The organism is Nocardioides sp. Root190, from assembly GCF_001428565.1.
GTDB lineage: Bacteria > Actinomycetota > Actinomycetes > Propionibacteriales > Nocardioidaceae > Nocardioides.
In genome coordinates, this window is the sequence record NZ_LMIA01000007.1 from 435,252 (window position 1) to 452,142 (window position 16,891).

The 16,891-nt window shown below is 70.8% G+C and carries 14 protein-coding genes; 12 read left to right on the forward strand and 2 right to left on the reverse strand.

Annotation, left to right across the window (positions count from 1 at the left end; all coding sequences use genetic code 11):
• The first annotated feature begins 136 nt into the window (after positions 1-136).
• From ASE01_RS06325 to ASE01_RS06380, 12 genes are all read left to right on the forward strand, one after another.
• The gene (locus tag ASE01_RS06325) at positions 137-664 is read left to right on the forward strand and encodes a Uma2 family endonuclease (protein ID WP_056749311.1); all 528 of its coding nucleotides are present in this window, start codon (positions 137-139) and stop codon (positions 662-664) included.
• A 27-nt stretch (positions 665-691) separates the two neighbouring features.
• On the forward strand, positions 692-1,312 hold the full coding sequence (locus tag ASE01_RS06330; RefSeq protein ID WP_056749312.1) for a hypothetical protein: 621 nt from the start codon (positions 692-694) through the stop codon (positions 1,310-1,312).
• Complete coding sequence (locus ASE01_RS06335; protein ID WP_082605849.1) at positions 1,305-1,841, forward strand: GNAT family N-acetyltransferase; 537 nt, start codon at positions 1,305-1,307, stop codon at positions 1,839-1,841. Before ASE01_RS06330 ends, ASE01_RS06335 begins: the two co-directional genes overlap by 8 nt.
• A 55-nt stretch (positions 1,842-1,896) precedes the next feature.
• Positions 1,897-3,339 carry an adenylosuccinate lyase gene (gene purB / locus ASE01_RS06340; protein ID WP_235535888.1) on the forward strand — a complete coding sequence of 481 codons (1,443 nt, stop codon included), beginning with the start codon at positions 1,897-1,899 and terminating at the stop codon, positions 3,337-3,339.
• Positions 3,239-3,775: an SRPBCC family protein gene (locus ASE01_RS23900; protein WP_082605850.1), complete on the forward strand. Its 537-nt coding sequence runs from the start codon at positions 3,239-3,241 to the stop codon at positions 3,773-3,775. The genes purB and ASE01_RS23900 overlap by 101 nt, the downstream gene beginning before the upstream one ends.
• A 41-nt stretch (positions 3,776-3,816) precedes the next feature.
• Positions 3,817-4,968, forward strand: a complete 1,152-nt coding sequence (locus ASE01_RS06350) for a DUF2306 domain-containing protein (protein ID WP_162260271.1) — start codon at positions 3,817-3,819, stop codon at positions 4,966-4,968.
• Between the two features lie 72 nt (positions 4,969-5,040).
• The gene (locus tag ASE01_RS06355) at positions 5,041-5,829 is read left to right on the forward strand and encodes an ABC transporter ATP-binding protein (protein ID WP_056749315.1); all 789 of its coding nucleotides are present in this window, start codon (positions 5,041-5,043) and stop codon (positions 5,827-5,829) included.
• On the forward strand, positions 5,826-6,617 hold the full coding sequence (locus tag ASE01_RS06360) for an ABC transporter ATP-binding protein (RefSeq protein ID WP_235535889.1): 792 nt from the start codon (positions 5,826-5,828) through the stop codon (positions 6,615-6,617). The genes ASE01_RS06355 and ASE01_RS06360 overlap by 4 nt, the downstream gene beginning before the upstream one ends.
• Entirely contained in the window at positions 6,614-8,449 is a 1,836-nt protein-coding gene (locus tag ASE01_RS06365) for an AMP-dependent synthetase/ligase (RefSeq protein ID WP_056749317.1), read from the forward strand. The genes ASE01_RS06360 and ASE01_RS06365 overlap by 4 nt, the downstream gene beginning before the upstream one ends.
• On the forward strand, positions 8,446-9,333 hold the full coding sequence (locus ASE01_RS06370) for a branched-chain amino acid ABC transporter permease (RefSeq protein ID WP_056749318.1): 888 nt from the start codon (positions 8,446-8,448) through the stop codon (positions 9,331-9,333). Before ASE01_RS06365 ends, ASE01_RS06370 begins: the two co-directional genes overlap by 4 nt.
• Positions 9,330-10,469, forward strand: coding sequence for a branched-chain amino acid ABC transporter permease (locus tag ASE01_RS06375; protein WP_056749319.1), 1,140 nt, complete (start codon positions 9,330-9,332; stop codon positions 10,467-10,469). Before ASE01_RS06370 ends, ASE01_RS06375 begins: the two co-directional genes overlap by 4 nt.
• A gap of 48 nt (positions 10,470-10,517) precedes the next feature.
• On the forward strand, positions 10,518-11,804 hold the full coding sequence (locus tag ASE01_RS06380) for an ABC transporter substrate-binding protein (RefSeq protein ID WP_162260272.1): 1,287 nt from the start codon (positions 10,518-10,520) through the stop codon (positions 11,802-11,804).
• 63 nt (positions 11,805-11,867) lie between these two features.
• Here ASE01_RS06380 and ASE01_RS06385 read toward each other — a convergent pair whose 3' ends face one another.
• Positions 11,868-12,185 carry an antibiotic biosynthesis monooxygenase family protein gene (locus ASE01_RS06385; protein WP_056749321.1) on the reverse strand — a complete coding sequence of 106 codons (318 nt, stop codon included), beginning with the start codon at positions 12,183-12,185 and terminating at the stop codon, positions 11,868-11,870.
• Positions 12,186-12,346: 161 nt separating this feature from the next.
• Positions 12,347-16,882 carry an Ig-like domain-containing protein gene (locus ASE01_RS06390; protein WP_157537127.1) on the reverse strand — a complete coding sequence of 1,512 codons (4,536 nt, stop codon included), beginning with the start codon at positions 16,880-16,882 and terminating at the stop codon, positions 12,347-12,349.
• Positions 16,883-16,891 lie beyond the last annotated feature (9 nt).

Here is a 16,891-nt window from a genome sequence, read left to right on the forward strand (position 1 = left end):
GAACCGGTGGCCGCCTGTGGATGACCGGGTTCGGAAGGTTCGCGGCGTGCCGGCGGTGGCACTCCTTCCTTCGCTCCGACCCGGAGCGCAGAATGGAAGGAGTCCGGATGTGTCCACGCTGTTCCCAGGAGGTGCCGTGGAGGCCCTGCAGCGGATCCCCATGTCGTGGGAGGAGTACCTCGCGACACCCGAGCACCCGCGCCACGAGTGGGTGGACGGGGTGGTCGTCGTGAACCCCGACCCCGTCTGGCGCCACCAGCGCACCGCGCGCAAGCTGGCCAACGCCTTCGACGCAGTTCCGGGCCTGTTCGGGTCGACCTCCGGCAACATCAGGCTGCCCGGCAACCGGGTCCGCATCCCTGACGCCTACGCAACCACCAAGCCCGAGGGCCTTTTCGTCGATCAGCCGGTCCTCGTCGTGGAGGTCCTCTCGGCCAGCACGCGCTCGGAGGACCTGCTGCGCAAGCCGCCGGAGTACGCCGCCGCGGGCATCGAGCAGTTCTGGATCGTCGATCCCGAGCACCGCACGCTCGAGGTGCACCGCTCGGTCGAGGGTCGGTGGGAGCTGCTCGTCCGCCTCGACGACGCCACCCCCTCCGGCGACCTCGCGATCGGTGACCACGGCACCGCGCACATCGACCTGCTGGACCTGCTCGACGGTTGAGCACGTCGGTGCTGGCACAGTGGCGCCATGGCTGAGTCCGCCGAACAGGTCCATGCCCGGGTGATGGCTGTGGCCGACGAGCACGGCCGGGTGCCGCTGCCGTCGGTGGCAGCGTGGGACGTGTTCCCGTGGGAGGTGGTCGACGGCGCGCTGGCCAGCAAGCGCCTCGCCGACCCAGCCGCCGAGTCGCCGCGTGAGGGCGAGGACGGCGAGGGCTGCGGCATCTGCTCGACCGAGCCCGCCGGTGTCCTCTGGGTCAACGACCGGTGGCGGCTCAAGCACCTCTCCGAGCGCAGCGGACTGCCGCTGGTCATCATCCTGGAGCCCGTCGAGCACCTCGACCTCGACGACCTCGACGACGCGATGGCCGCCGAGTACGGGCTGCTCGCCGTCCGGATCGCGCGCATCGTCGAGGGCCTCCCGAACATCGCGCGCTGCCACGTTTCCCGCATCGGTGACGGCGCGGAGCACCTGCACATCTGGTTCATGGCGCGCACCGCCGGCCTGCCGTCGATCCGTGGCTCCTTCGCCGTGGACTGGGACGACATCCTGCCGCCGGGCCCAGAGGACGTGTGGCGTGCCGATCTCCTCGCCGTGGCGCAGGCGCTGGCGTCGTACGACGGCCGGGCGGTGCTCACCGATGACTGAGCCCGACGCCCGGCCCGACACCCGGCCCGACACCCGGCCCGGCGCGGCACCCGGCGGGGTCGTCACGGCCCGCCTGGCACTGGTCCTCTGGGACGAGCCGACCGTGACCGCGATCCGCCAGGGCCAGCACCAGCCCGGCTGGCACGCCGACTTCCCGCGGCGCGACGACGAGGACGCCGCGACCCTGTGGCGCGACGGTGACCCCTGGGGACCGCGCTCGATCGTGTCCCTGAAGCAGCGGCTCGTGATCGGCTCGATCGGCTTCTTCGGCCCGCCCGAGCCCGCCGCCGACGACGTCCCCGAGGTCGAGGTGGGCTACGGCCTGGTGCCGGCGGCTCGCGGGTACGGCCTCGCGACCGAGGCGCTCGGCGCCCTGCTCGAACGGGCCGATGCGGCCCGGGTGCGGGTCCGGGCGTCGATCTCGCCGAGCAACGCGGCGAGCCTGCGGGTGGCCGCCAAGGCCGGCTTCACCGGCCTTCGCGGCACCACCGAGGACGGCGAGATGGTGATGGTGCGCGCGCTGCGATGAAGGCGTGACGGCGCTCGTTCCTCGCGCCGTCGCGGGCATGGGAGAATGGTTGCCCGTGACCGCTTCGAACGTCGTGCCCAATGTCTTGGCCACCCGCTACGCCGCCGCCGACCTCGCTCAGATCTGGTCGCCCGAGCACAAGATCGTCCTCGAGCGGCAGCTGTGGATCGCCGTCCTGAAGGCCCAGAAGGACCTCGGGATCGAGGTGCCGGACGGTGTCGTCGAGGCCTACGAGAAGGTCGTCGACCTGGGCGAGCAGGGTGTCGACCTGGCGAGCATCGCGGCGCGGGAGCGGATCACCCGCCACGACGTGAAGGCGCGGATCGAGGAGTTCGCCGCGCTCGCCGGTCACGAGCACATCCACAAGGGGATGACCTCGCGCGACCTCACCGAGAACGTCGAGCAGCTCCAGGTCAAGCAGTCCCTCGAGCTGCTGAGGGACCGTGCCATCGCGACCCTCGCGCGTCTCGCGCGGCTGGCCGCCGAGCACGAGACCACCGTCATGGCCGGTCGTTCGCACAACGTCGCCGCCCAGGCCACCACGCTCGGCAAGCGCTTCGCGACGGTGGCCGACGAGCTGCTGATCAGTGTCGAGCGGATCGAGCAGCTGCTCCCGCGCTACCCGCTGCGCGGCATCAAGGGCCCGATGGGCACCGCCCAGGACATGCTCGACCTGCTCGGCGGCGACGCCGACAAGCTCGCCGACCTGGAGCAGCGGGTTGCTGCGCACCTCGGCTTCGAGCGGGTGCTCACCAGCGTCGGCCAGGTCTACCCGCGCTCCCTCGACTTCGACGTCCTCTCCGCCCTGGTCCAGCTGACCGCGGCGCCGTCCAACCTGGCGACCACGATCCGCCTGATGGCCGGCAACGAGATCGTCACCGAGGGCTTCAAGGAGGGCCAGGTCGGCTCGTCCGCGATGCCCCACAAGATGAACACCCGCTCCTGCGAGCGGGTCAACGGCCTCGCCGTCGTCACCCGCGGCTACCTCTCCATGGTCGGCGAGCTCGCCGGCGACCAGTGGAACGAGGGTGACGTCTCCTGCTCCGTCGTACGACGGGTGGCGCTCCCCGACGCGTTCTTCGCCGTCGACGGGCTGTTCCAGACGTTCCTCACGGTGCTCGACGAGTTCGGTGCCTTCCCGGCGGTCATCCAGCGCGAGCTGGACCGCTACCTGCCCTACCTCGCCACCACGAAGGTGCTGATGGCTGCGGTGCGCAACGGTGTGGGCCGCGAGGCCGCGCACGAGGCCATCAAGGAGGCGGCCGTCGGGACCGCGCTCGCGATGCGCCAGGGCCAGCCCGTCAACGACGTCTTCGCCAAGCTCGCCGCCGACGACCGTCTCGGCCTGACCTCCGAGCAGCTGCTGTCGCTGGTGGCCGAGCCGATCACCTTCACCGGTGCCGCGGTCGCCCAGACCCAGGCGGTCTGCCGCCAGGTCGCCGCCGTCGTCGCCGTGCACCCCGCGGCAGCGGCGTACCAGCCGGGCTCGATCCTGTGACCGGGGTGCTCTCCTGACCCGGATCACGGTCCGCTTCCCGGTCCCCGCGGACCGGGCGTTCGCCTATCTCGCGGACCCGCGGAACCGTCCGGAGTGGCAGTCCAGCCTGCGCAAGGTCACCGACGTGGTGCTGGTCGACGGTGACGTCACGGCTGCAGGGACGACCTGGACGGACGTGACGGTGGTGCCGGGCGTCCGCCCGCGGATGCGGACCACGACCTCCGAGCCGCCGCACCGCTGGATCGAGGACGGCGCCTTCGGGCCGTTCCGTGCCCGGCTCGAGCTCGTCATCACCCCGGACGGGGACGGTTGCCTGGTTGTCGCGGACTTCGACGTCCGGGGCGTCGGTGTCGGTGCCCCCCTCACCTGGGGGAGTCGGGGAGCGGTCGCCGCCGACCTCCGCCGCGCCGGTCGGGCACTCAGCCACCGAGCCTGATGGCGGAGACGACGCGCACCCGCTCGTGGAGTCTGAGCCGGGTGGGGTTCTGGGTGGTCGCGCTCACGGCGCTCGCCTACTTCCCCCTGGCCTTCACCTACTTCTGGCACTTCTTCGTGCCGGGGGCCCCGATCCTGCAGGACGAGCTGCAAGGAGCGGTGGTCGGTCACGACTTCGCCTTCGGGCACGGGTCCGTGGTCCAGCTGCGCGCCGAGGACTACGCCGCCCACCGGGTCGTGATGCTGGTGCACACCACGACGGGCGCGGCGGCGCTGGCCCTCGCGACGATCCAGTTCTCCGCACGGCTGCGCGCCACCCGCCCGGCCCTCCACCGCTGGGTCGGCCGCGTCTACCTGGCGCTGATGACGACGAGCATGCTGGCGGCATACTCGTTCCTGCTGCTCAGCGACCCGATCGACTACTTCGGCGGCACCGCCTTCGACCTGCAGCTCTGGGGCCTGGCGACGACCACGACGGGTTCGGCGGCGATGGCGTTCCTCGCCATCCGTCGACGTGACCTCACCGGCCACCGCGCCTGGAGCATGCTCAACATCTCGCTGATGCTGACCGCCCCGCTCCTGCGGGTGCTGTGGGTGGCACTCGGCCGCATCGACGACGACCTCGAACTGATGATGAGCCTGGACGTCGGCTCGTCGGCCCTCGGCGTGATCGCTCCCGGCGCCGCGGCGCTCGCCTTCATGCTGACGCAACGGGCGGGGCGGACCAGCCCGGTGTCGACCACCGCCGCGCGGCAGTACGCCGCCGCCGTGCTCGTGTCCGCGGCCGGCGCACTCTGGCTCGCGGACCTGTTCGGCCGGATGCCCGACCGGGCGCCGGGCTCGATGCTGGTCCTCGGGCACCTCCTCCCGGCCTGGGTGCTCCTCGCGACCTGCCTGGTGGGCGCTGCGCGGGCGGGCCGGTCCGGCCGCGGGATCCGCGAGGCGCAGTGGCGTCACTTCGCCTGGGGTGTTGCCTGGGCCACCCCGGCCACGGCCGCCTCGGTCGTCCTCGCCTCCAGCGTGTACGGCGTCGTCGACGGCTTCCTCGCCGGACAGATGCTCGGTGCCGCCGGGCCGGTTCTCCTCGTCTTCGCACTCGTCGTGCGGTCGGCCTCGGCGACCGGCCCTCGCCCGATGCCGGAAGCGGCCCTCTCGTCACGGTTTGGTGTCAAGGACGGAACTACTGGTCAGTAACAGTTTCGCCAACCGGTCCAGACCGCTACATTCCTCCGAACTTGTGATGCTCATCACAACGGAGGGAGTCGGGTGCTCGCCGTACAGAATCTCGAGGTCGTGTACGACGACGTCGTCCTCGCGCTGCGGGGCGTCAGCCTCGAGGTGCCGGACGGTCGGATCGTGGCCATGCTCGGCGCCAACGGTGGCGGGAAGTCGACCCTGCTGCGCTCGCTGTCCGGGTTGCTGGACATCCACGACGGGGAGATCCGCAAGGGCGCGGTGACCCTCGACGGCCAGTCCGTCGGTCAGCTCAAGCCCTCGGCCCTGGCCCGGCGCGGCATCAAGCACGTGCTGGAGGGCCGGCGGGTCTTCAAGGAGCTCACGGCCGAGGAGAACCTCCGGGTCGGCGCCTACGCCGACCGGCGCAACCTGAAGACCAACCTGGACCGGGTCTACGGCCTCTTCCCGATCCTGCGGGACCGACGCGACGGGCAGGCCGGTCTGCTGTCCGGTGGCGAGCAGCAGATGCTGGCGATCGGGCGGGCCCTGATGTCCGACCCGCGCTACCTGCTCCTCGACGAGCCGTCCCTGGGCCTCGCACCGAAGGTGGTCGAGCAGATCCGCGACATCATCGTGGAGATCAACAGCCAGGGCACCGGGATCCTGCTCGTCGAGCAGAACGCCACGATGGCGCTGTCGATCGCCCACCACGGCTACGTGCTGGAGAACGGCCGGGTCGTGATGGACCGCAGCGCCGAGCAGCTGCGCGACGACGCCGACGTCCGGGAGTTCTACCTCGGCCTGGGGGCCGAGGGCGAGGCCGCGAAGTCGTTCCGCACCGTCAAGCACTACCGGCGCAGGAAGAGGTGGGCCTCGTGAGCACCCCGACGACCGGTGCGGTGCTGGAGTTCACCGACGTCCACCTCTCCTTCGGCGCGGTCAAGGCCGTCAACGACGTCAGCTTCACCGTCGGCGCCGACGAGCTGTTCGCCGTCATCGGCCCCAACGGCGCCGGGAAGACGAGCATCTTCAACGTCCTGTCCGGCGTCTACCGCCCTCAGAGGGGCAGCGTCCAGCTGGAGGGCCACTCGCTCCTGGGCATGCGTCCGCCGGCGATCGCGCGGCTCGGCATGGCCCGCACCTTCCAGAACATCGAGCTCTTCGCGAACCTCACGGTGCTCGACAACCTCATGCTGGGCCGCCACCAGCACCTGCGCTACGGCACCCTCGCGGCGATGGCCTGGTGGGGCAGGGCCCGCAACGAGGAGCTCCGGCACCGGGTGCGGGTCGAGGAGATCGTCGACTTCCTCGAGCTCGAGCAGTGGCGCAAGATGCCGGTCGGGCTGCTGCCCTACGGCGTGCAGAAGCGCGTCGAGCTCGGACGGGCCCTGGCGATGGAGCCGCGGCTGCTGCTCCTCGACGAGCCGGTCGCCGGCATGAACCTCGAGGAGACCGAGGACATGGCCCGCTACATTCTCGACATCCGCGACGAGCTCCGGATCCCGATGATCATGGTCGAGCACGACATGGGCCTGGTCATGGACATCGCGGACCGGATCATGGTCATCGACTTCGGGACGCCCGTCGCCACCGGCACGCCGGCCGAGATCCAGAGCAACCCCGACGTGATCCGGGCCTACCTCGGCGGCGAGGCGACGCCGGCATGACGCGCACCGTCGTCACCCGGATCCGGGACCGCGCCGCGACCTCGCCCAAGGGTGTCGCCATGCGCGAGAAGCGCCTCGGGATCTGGCACGAGATCACCTGGGCGTCCTACTGGGAGTCCGTCCTCGACGTGGCCCACGCCCTGCTGGCGCTGGGCGTGGAGCCCGGCGACCGGGTCGCGGTGCAGAGCGAGAACCGGCCCGAGTGGCTGGTCCTCGACATGGCCACGGTGGCCGTCCGGGCGACCACGGTCGGGCTCTACCCAACGAACCCGACCGCGGAGACGGCGTACCTCCTCGGGCACAGCGGTGCCAGCATCCACCTCGCCGAGGACCAGGAGCAGGTCGACAAGGCCCTCGAGTCCGGCGATCTGCCGCACCTGCGCCGGATCGTGCACGTCGAGTCGCGCGGCCTGGCGTCGTACGACGACCCGCGACTGCTCGCCTGGGAGGCACTGGTCGCGATGGGCCGCGAGCACCGCGCCGCCCACCCCGGTGCGGTCGAGTCGCTCGTCGACGCGGCCGAGTCCTCCGACGTGATGACGCTCGTCTACACCTCCGGCACCACCGGTCCGCCGAAGGGCGCGATGCTGACCATCGGCAACGCCGAGTTCGCGCTGGAGACCGTGCTCGAGAAGAGCCCGTTCACCCGGCCGGCGCCCGGCCCGAAGGACCTGACGCTGTCCTACCTCCCGCTCTGCCACGTCGCCGAGCGGGTGCTGACCACCTGGTACAACGCCGGGGCCGGCACCCAGGTGAACTTCGCCGAGTCCATCGAGACGGTCCCGCAGAACCTGCGCGAGGTGCAGCCGACGCTGTTCTTCGCGGTGCCCCGGATCTGGGAGAAGCTCCTCGCCACCGCGCGGATCAAGCTGGACTCCGCGACCTGGGCCAAGCGACGCTGGGCCAGGTTCTGGCTGGCGCGCGCCGACAAGCTGGGCGCGACGCTCGCCGCCAACGGTGGGCAGCACACCCTCGCCACCCGGGTCGTGTACGCCGTGGGCTGGGTCCTCTTCTTCCGTGCACTGCGCGACCGGCTGGGTCTGCGCCGGGTGCGGCACGCGAGCTGCGGGGCGGCGCCGGTCGCACCGGAGGTGCTGCAGTTCTTCATGGGCATCGGCGTCCCGATGCACGAGCTCTACGGCATGACCGAGAACGCCGCGATCGCCACCGCCAACCGGCCGGGCCGGGTGCGCCTGGGCACCGTCGGCGAGGCGCACGAAGGCATCGAGGTGCGCGTCGACGACACCTCCGGCGAGATCCTCACCCGGCACCCGGCGGTCTTCGCCGGCTACTGGCAGGACCCGGAGGCGACGGCGGCCACGGTCAGCGAGGACGGCTGGCTGCACACCGGCGACGTCGGTGAATGGGTCGACGGCACGCACCTGCGCATCACCGACCGGATGAAGGACATCATCATCACCGCTGGCGGCAAGAACGTCGCACCGTCCGAGATCGAGAACTCCCTCAAGGCCTCGCCGTTCATCAAGGAGGCCATCGTGATCGGCGACGGCCGCCGCTTCCTGACGGCGCTGATCGGGATCGAGCTCGACACCGTCGGTGCCTGGGCGCAGCAGCGCAACCTCGGCTTCACGACCTATCGCGACCTCGCCGAGAAGCCAGAGGTCCGGGCCCTGGTCCAGGGCGTCGTCGACGAGGTCAACGAGCGCCACAACCCGGTGGAGCAGGTCAAGCACTTCCGGATGCTGCCGAAGGAGCTCGACCACGAGGACGGCGAGCTCACCGCCACGCAGAAGGTCAAACGATCCTCGATCGACGCGATGTTCCACGACCTCGTCGAAGAGATGTACGCGTCCCAGGGAGGTCCGGCATGACCCAGCTGCTCGGAGCGGTCGCCGGCGGGGTCGGCCTCGGGTCGATCTACGCGTTGCTGGCCCTCGGCTTCGTGATCATCTACAAGTCGATGGGCGTGATCAGCTTCGCCCAACCGGCCTTCCTGCTGGCGGGCACGGTCCTGGTGACCTACCTGTCGCCCGAGCTGGGCTTCTTCCTCGCCGTGCTGGTCGGTGCGATCGCGATCGCCGGCGTGGCCCTCGTGGTGGAGCGCGTCGCGATCCGGCCCATGGTCGGCAAGGCGGTCTTCGTGATCGCGATCATCACCATCGGCATCGACATCATCGTGCGGATCGTGGCCGGAATGTTCGTCGGATCCGACCAGCGCAACGTCGGCGACCCGTGGGGCCTGGACACGTGGAAGGTCGGCGGCGTCTACATCGAGCACCGCGACCTCGCCGCCTTCGCGGTCACCACGGTCCTGGTGCTCGCGCTGTTCGCCTTCTTCCGGTGGACACCGATCGGGCTGGCCATGCGGGCCTCGGCGCTCGACCAGGAAGCCGCCATGGCACAGGGCGTCAGCGTCGGCACCGTCTTCGCGGTGTCGTGGGGACTGGCCGGAGCGCTCGCGACGGTGGCCGGGGTCTTCGCCGCAGCAGGGCGCACGGTCGACCAGAACCACTGGCACATCGCGCTGCTGGCGCTGCCCGTCATCATCCTGGGCGGGCTCGACTCGCTCGGGGGTGCGGTGCTGGGCGGGCTGATCATCGGGGTGACCCAACAGATCGTGACGTCGTACCACCGCGACTGGTTCCCCGGCCTGGACACCAACATCGGTTCGATCACCCCCTACCTCGTGATGTTGGTGGTGCTGCTCGTACGGCCCTATGGACTCTTCGGCACCAGAGAGGTCGAACGCGTATGAGCACGCCCCTGCGCACCCGCGGCACTCCCTGGGGTCGTCCCGAGCTCTACACGAGCTATCGCCAGGACATGGCGCTGCTCAACACCCGCTCCAAGGCGCTCGGTGCGGCCGTCGTGCTGGTCGTCGCGGCGCTGCTGCCGATGCTGATCTCCGACGACCTGCTGATCCTGCTCGGCGGCGGCCTCGTCCTGGCGATCGGTGCGATCGGCCTCAACCTCGTCACCGGCTACGCCGGTCAGGTGTCGCTGGGCCACGCCTTCTTCGTCGGTGTCGGGGCGTACGCCGCGGCCGTCCTCTCCGGCGACCCCGACGGCCGCTACCTCGGCTTCGGCATCGACTTCATGCCGGCGTGGATGCTGGGCGCCGGTCTGATCGCCGCCCTCTGCGGTGCGCTCGTCGCTCCGCTGGCGACCCGGCTGCGGGGGCTCTACCTCGCCATCGTGACCCTCGGCCTGGTCTTCATCGGCCAGTACTTCTTCTTCGAGTGGAACGAGATGAGCGGCGGCCCGCAGGTCGGCCGCGAGGCCGCCGAGCCCCACCTGTTCGGCATCGAGTTCACCGTCGACAACGGGTTCAAGGGTGGGTGGACCGAGGAGCAGAAGCTCTACTGGCTCTTCCTCGCCGTGCTCGTCATCGCCGCGGTCGTGGCCCGCAACATCGCCAGGTCCCGCATCGGCCGGGCCTTCCAGGCCATCCGCGACCGTGACGTCGCCGCCGGCGTGATGGGGGTCAACCTCACCCGCTACAAGATCATCGCCTTCACGATCTCCTCCTTCTACGCAGGGATCGCCGGTTCGCTGATGTTCTCCGCGAGCGGACACTTCACGCCGGAGTCCTTCAGCCTGCTGATGTCGGTCCAGTTCATCGCGATCGTGCTGATCGGCGGGGTCGCCACGATCTCCGGGACGATCATGGGCGCGATGCTGATCGCGTTGCTGCCGCGGATCGCGAGCGAGCTCCCGTCGCTGTTGCCCTTCCTGTCGAGCTCCGCGAGCGAGCACCCGAACATCTTCGAGTTCGAGCAGATCATGTACGGCGTGCTGATCGTCGCCTTCCTGCTGTTCGAGCCACGCGGGCTCTTCGGCATCTGGCATCGCCTGCGTACCTACTGGAAGAGCTTCCCCTTCTCGTACTGACCCGCACCGCCCGCCCCGGGATGCACCACCACAACAACAGGAGGAACCGTGAACCGTAGGTCGAGAACGTTGGGGGTCGTTGCGACTGCCCTGACCGTCACCATGGCTGTCGCGGGGTGTGGCCGCGACGACGACTCGGGCGGTGGCGCTGCACCGGGCGTCTCCGAGGACCCGTGTCCGAACGCGATCGACAAGGACAAGGGGTGCATCTACCTCGGCACGATCACCGACCTCACGGCTGTGTTCAAGGGTGTCGGTGAGCCGTTCACCGCGGGCCAGAAGGCCTTCTGGGACGAGGTCAACAAGGCGGGCGGCATCGGGGACTACGAGATCGACGTCACCAAGTACGTCAAGGACAGTGGCTACGACCCGGAGAAGCACGCCGAGCTGTTCAACGAGATCAAGGACGACATCCTCGCCGTCTCGCAGTCGCTGGGCACGGCCCACACCAACGCGATCCTCAAGGACGCCACCAACGAGTCGATCCTGATCGGCCCGGCCTCCCTCGGGTCCAACTGGATCTTCGACGACATCTCGATCGAGGTCGGTTCGAGCTACTGCACCGAGGCGATGAACGTCGTCGACCACGCCGCGGACCAGGGCGCCAAGTCGGTCGCGGTCGTCCACTTCCCCGGTGACTACGGCGACGACGCCATGGTCGGTGCGCGGATCGCGGCCGAGGAGCGGGGCCTGACCTTCACCGACATCACCACCGGCACCGTCGACGGTGGTGACGACCAGTCCGCTGCGGTCGCCGCCGTGCTCAAGGCCAAGCCCGACTACGTCGTGATCGCGACGAGCCCCAAGGAGATGGCCTCGGTCGTCGGTGGCACCGCGCAGCAGGGCTTCAAGGGCCGCTTCGTCGGCTCGATCCCGAGCTGGAACTCCGCGGTCCTCGCCTCGCCGGCAGGTCCGGCGATCACGGCGCTCTACCAGCAGGCGACGTCCTTCCCGACCTGGGACGCCGACACCCCCGGCATGGAGAAGATGCGTGCGGCCGCCGGTGACACGGCGCCGAACGACTGGTTCTCCATCGGCTACAGCAGCGGCTACGTGATGAAGGCGATCCTCGAGAAGGCGATCGATGACGACAAGCTGGACCGCGAGGGCATGGTCGACGTCGCGAACAGCCTGACCGGCATCGAGAGCGAGGGCACGCTGCCCGAGGGCACGGCCAACTGGGCCGGCGACGCCAACGAGGACGCGGTGCGGGTGACGCAGCTGAACTCCGTGGACCCGAAGGCGTCCTCGAAGATCTCCGTCGCGGTCGAGCCGTTCACCGGCAAGACGGCGGAGTCGTACGAGTTCACCGAACCCTGCTACCTGCAGAAGTGACCGGCCCGCGTGGGGCGCGAGATTGCTCGCGCCCCACGCGGAGCTCGACTGACGACAGGGGCCTCAGGACGGGCGCACGTCCATGACGACCTCGAACTCCAGCAGGTCCGCGCCGGAGGCGACGGGCTTCTTGGGTGCCTCGCCCGTCTTGTCGGCATGGGCCGCCCTGCCCTGGCCGTCGCGCCAGGCGGCGAAGGACTCCTCGTCGGCCCACTGGGTCACGACGAAGTAGCGCTCCTCGCCCGCGGTGGGGCGCAGGAGCTGGAAGCCGAGGAACCCCGGCGATCCCTCGACGGCTCCGGCTCGCGCGGCAAAGCGCTTCTCGAGCTCGGCCCCGGCCCCGGCAGGGACCTGGATGGCGTTGATCTTCACGACGGACATGGTCCGAACCCTAGCGCCGGGCAGAAGGTGCGGCCCGGACGGATCTGGGGGGATGTCCGTCCGGGCAGCACCGGTCTGCGGGTCAAGCCAACTGGGCCCGACCGGGGCGTGGCAACGGCCGGTTGCCGATGTCGCCCGTCATGTCACCCGTCATGGCGCCGTCACGGGATCGGCACCGCCGTCACGACGAGGTTCTTCGTGTAGTGGAACCGGCCGTTGCGGTAGGTCACCTTGCCCGTGCAGGTCACCAGGGTCAGCCGGTGCGAGCCGGTGGTGGACACGGCCGCGCCGCTGATGCCACGGGAGCGGGACTGTGAGCGCACCGACGTGATCCGGTACCTCTGCACCGTGCCGTCCACCGCGCGGACGGTGACGACCTGGCCCACGCGGGCTCGGCGGAGCTTGCCGAACACCCCGGGCCGGTCCCGGCGGTCCGACACGTGGCCCGCGATCACCGTGGACCCGATCGCCTCGCCGGGCGCCGCCGAGCCGGCGTACCACCCGCCGCGGGTCATGCTCGCGGGGATCAACATCGTGCCGCGACGTGCCCCGACCGCCGTGATCGGAGCCTTCATGCCGATCGCCGGGACCGCGATGCTGGCCGGCTGGGCGCGGAGCCGGCCACGGGTGGTGCCGGAGTAGCCCGCCTCGACGGCGAGGTTCCCGACGGCCGGTCGGTGCACGAGGGTCGTCTCCGCGGCGAGGCCGCAGGCATGCGTCGCGGCGAGGTTGTTCTCGTCCGCGCCGGTCGAGACCACCCATGTGTAGCGACCGGGCCGGTTGACCGGGACCGACGGCGTCTGGAAGGTCCCGTTGCGCGGGGTGAAGGTCACGGTGCGTACGGCGCGTGCCGGGGTGCAGGTCGCCGAGGTGACCTTGGGGACCGGGCCGTAGAGGGTGGCCCGACCGGTGGACGCACCACCCGGGACGAAGCCGGAGATCGTGACCCGGTCCGACAGCCGCACCGACGCGGGGCGTCCGGTGCTGGCGACCCGCAGGGCGACGCGCTCGGCCGCCTTCGTGACGATCCGCGGCGTGGACGACGGCCCCGACCTCGCGGCCACCGTGACCCGGACCTCGGCCTCGTGGCACTGCACGGGCTCGGAGGTGTCGCAGACCTGGATCGCGAAGGTGTCCTCGCCGCTGAAGCCGGCATCGGGCGTGTAGGTCACGTCCCCGGTGGCGGCGTCGATGACGACGCCCCCGTCGCCCGCGGCCCGCGCCAGGGTGGTCCGCGCCGGGTCGAGCGGCTTCCCGGTGGTGGTGACGATGTCGGCGAGCGCCAGCGTCACGGGCGTGTTGTACGGCGTGCTCGCCTGGCCCTCGCCGCTGAACACGTTCTGCACGATCACGCGCACCGTGGCCGCGTCGCAGACAGTGGCGGGGTCCTGGTCGTCCCGCACCTCGTAGCGGTAGGAATCGGCTCCCGAGAAGCCGGCGTCCGGGGTGTAGGTGATCGTGCCGTCGTCGTTCACGGTCGTGGACCCGCCGTCAGGCGCGTCGACGACACTCGGCAGGTCGAGTGCACCACCCTCCGGGGACGTGGTGTCGTTGTCGCGCACGTCGGTGGTGACGGGGGTGCCGACCGGCGTGCTGCCGGCGGTGTCGTCGACCGCGTTGATGCCGGCCGAGCCGATGATGACGACCTCGCCCGTGTCGTGGTCGACGACGAGGACCGCGCCCTCGAAGGCGGCCACCCAGGTCGGCGTGTGGTCGCCCCAGATCGTGATCGTCGACTGGGTGTGGCCGGTGGGGCTCGGTGTCAGCCGCAACACCCGGTTGTTGCCGGTGTCGCCGACGATGACGGCCCCCGACGGGTCGACCGCGACACCGGTCGGGTCGTCGACGCTGGTCGAGACGGTCGAGGTCGTCCAGCCCGAACCGGTGGGGGTGAGCTGCACGATCCGGTCGTTGGTGCTGTCGGCGACGTAGAGGTTGCCGTCGCCGTCGATCGCCAGACCGCGCGGTCGATCGAGGCCGGATGTGACCAGCGATGACGTGTAGTCCTCGCCCGAGGGCGTCAGCACGTGCACGTGGCCGCTGGAGTTCTCGGCGAAGAAGACCCTTCCCCCGGCGTCCACGGCGACTCCGGACGGCCGCTGGAGGCTGGTCGCGAGGACCGAGCGGGTGTAGCCGTCGTCCTCCGACCAGGTCATCTTGACGATCTCGTGCTCGTCCTCGTCGGCGTAGTAGACGTTGCGGTCGGCGTCGACCGCGATGCCCTGCGGGTCCAGCCCGTCCCGGCCGTCGATCCAGGCCGGGCCGCTGCCCGGTCCCCAGCCGATGACGCGCTGCTGGCCGACGTCGGAGATGTAGATGATCCGGTTGGCGTCGACGGCGATGCCGGTGGGCTCGGCGAGGTCATGGGTGCCCTCGATGCGGAAGGCATCGGCCGTCGAGGCAAGGGTCGGGCAGCCCCCCGCCGAGGTCACCGTGACCCTGACCGTGCCGACGGAACAGACCTGCGAGCCCGCGTCACGGATCTCGTAGCGGAAGGTGTCGGTGCCCGTCCAGGACGGCGTGGGCGTGTAGGTCATCGTGCCGTCCGGCTGGACGACCACGGCGCCGTTCGCCGGCGCGCTCACCAGGCTGGGGGCGGCGAGTGCCGCGTTCGTGACGTCGTTGGCGCGCACGTCGATCGTGAGGGCGCCGCCGGCCTCCACCGCGGCGACGTCGTCGGTGGCCTCGAGGAAGGCTGGTCCCATCCGGATGATCTCGTCGTAGCCGTCGAGCCCGAACACGACGCCGCCCTCCGTGACCACGATCGACGTCGGGCTGCCGCCGTCCCAGGCGGGGTTGGGCGACTCGGTCCAGCCGTCGTCCGCGCGGGTCAGCCGCAGCAGCCCGTCGCCGTCCGGGTCGCCGACCCAGACCGCTCCCTCGTCGTCGACGGTGATGCCGAAGCCCTCCTGGCCGCCGGTCAGCACGTCGGACTGTGTCCACCCGGAGCCGGTGTCGACGAGCTCGATCACGCCGGTTGCGGTGGTCGCGTAGACGACGCCCTCGCTGTCGACCGCGACGTCGTCGACGTAGTACAGCCCGGTGGCGATGGTCTCGGGGGAGTACCCCGAGTCGGCGGCCAGACGCAGCACTCGACCCTGGTCGCCGGTCGACGCGCCGGCGGTCACGAACAGGTCGCCGTCGGGCCCGACGGCGATGCCCGACACACCCTCGAGCAGGCCTCCGGACGCGATGACCGTGCTGGTCCAGCCGGGGCCGGACGGCGTCAGCCTGGTCACGGAGGAGGACGACCACGAGAGGACGTACAGCACGCCGGCGTCGTCGATCGCGATGTCGCCCGGGTTGTCGAGCCCGGTGGCGACCACCGTCCGCGTCCCGCCCACGCCGGACGGGACGATGCGGACCAGCTCGTCGGTGTCGGGGTCGGGGACGAGCAGGGCGCCATCGGCGTCCTCCACCAGGTGGCGCGGGTAGTCGATGCCGGAGGGGATGAGCGAGCGGGTGAGGCCGCCGGTGGTGCCGGTGGTGCCGCAGGAGTTGTCCTGGCCGACAGTGACCGTCACCGTGGCCACGTCGCAGACCACCGCCGGGTCGCCGCCGTCGCGGACGGCGTAGCGGTAGGAGTCGGTGCCGGAGAAGCCGGCGTCCGGGGTGTAGGTGATCGTGCCGTTGTCGTTGACGGTCGCGGTCCCGTGCGCGGGGTCCTTGGCGATCGTCGGGTCGGCGAGGGTGACGCCCGTGGCGGTGTCGTTGTCGGCGACGTCGGTCGTCACGGCGGCGCCGGCCGTCGTGCTGGCGGTGTCGGCCTCTGCGTCGACGGAGACCGGGGTGAGCCTCACGACGCGGTCGTTGCCGGTGTCGGCGACGAAGATGTTGCCGTCGGCGTCGACCGCGACGTCCTCGGGTGCCTCCAGGCCCGAGGTCGAGATCAGGGACTGCACGTAGGCCGTGGACTCGACGGCGAGGCGCACGATCCGGTCGTTGCCCGCGTCTGCGACGACGATGGCCCCCACGTCGCCCGACCCGTCGACGTCCAGTCCGCCCGCGGAGGACAGCCCGGTCGACGGGATGACGGAGCCCACCACGCCCCCGGGGATGTTCAGTGCCCGCACGGTGTCGGCGGTCGTGAGCAACAGGGTCGACCCCTGGACGGTCAGCCCGTCGACCGCGCCCACCGGGCCCGACTGCACCGCGGACGACACGTAGCCTCCACCGCTCGGCGTCAGCTTGATGACCCGCTGGTTGGCCGCGTCGCCGACGAAGACGACGCCGGACGGGTCGACGGCAACCGCCTTCGGCTGGTCGAGTCCCGCGACGACGTCACCCTCGACGTAGCCCCCACCGCTCGGGGTCAGCTTTCGCACGGTGCCCTGGTCGGCGTCGGTGAGGTAGACGGCGCCGTCGTTCCCCACGGCCAGGCCGTGGGGTGCGGAGGTGCCGTCGACGGGCTCCTGGTCGTAGTCGGTCCCGTTCGGGATGAGCCTCACGACCTCCGGGCTGGCGCCACTGCCGCCGACGTACACGACGCCGGCGGCGTCCACGTCGATGCCTCGCGGCGTGTCGAGGCCGGTGGCGATCGTGGACTGCCGGTAGCCCGACGACGGCGTCGCCCCACACGACGCCGCCGCGGCCACGGCGGCCGGAGCCACCGTCGTTCCAGCGCCGGTGACGATCACCGCGCCGGTCATCGCGACGAGGCCCGCCAGGGCCACCCGCGCAGTCTTCCTGGGTCCCATGTCTGGTCC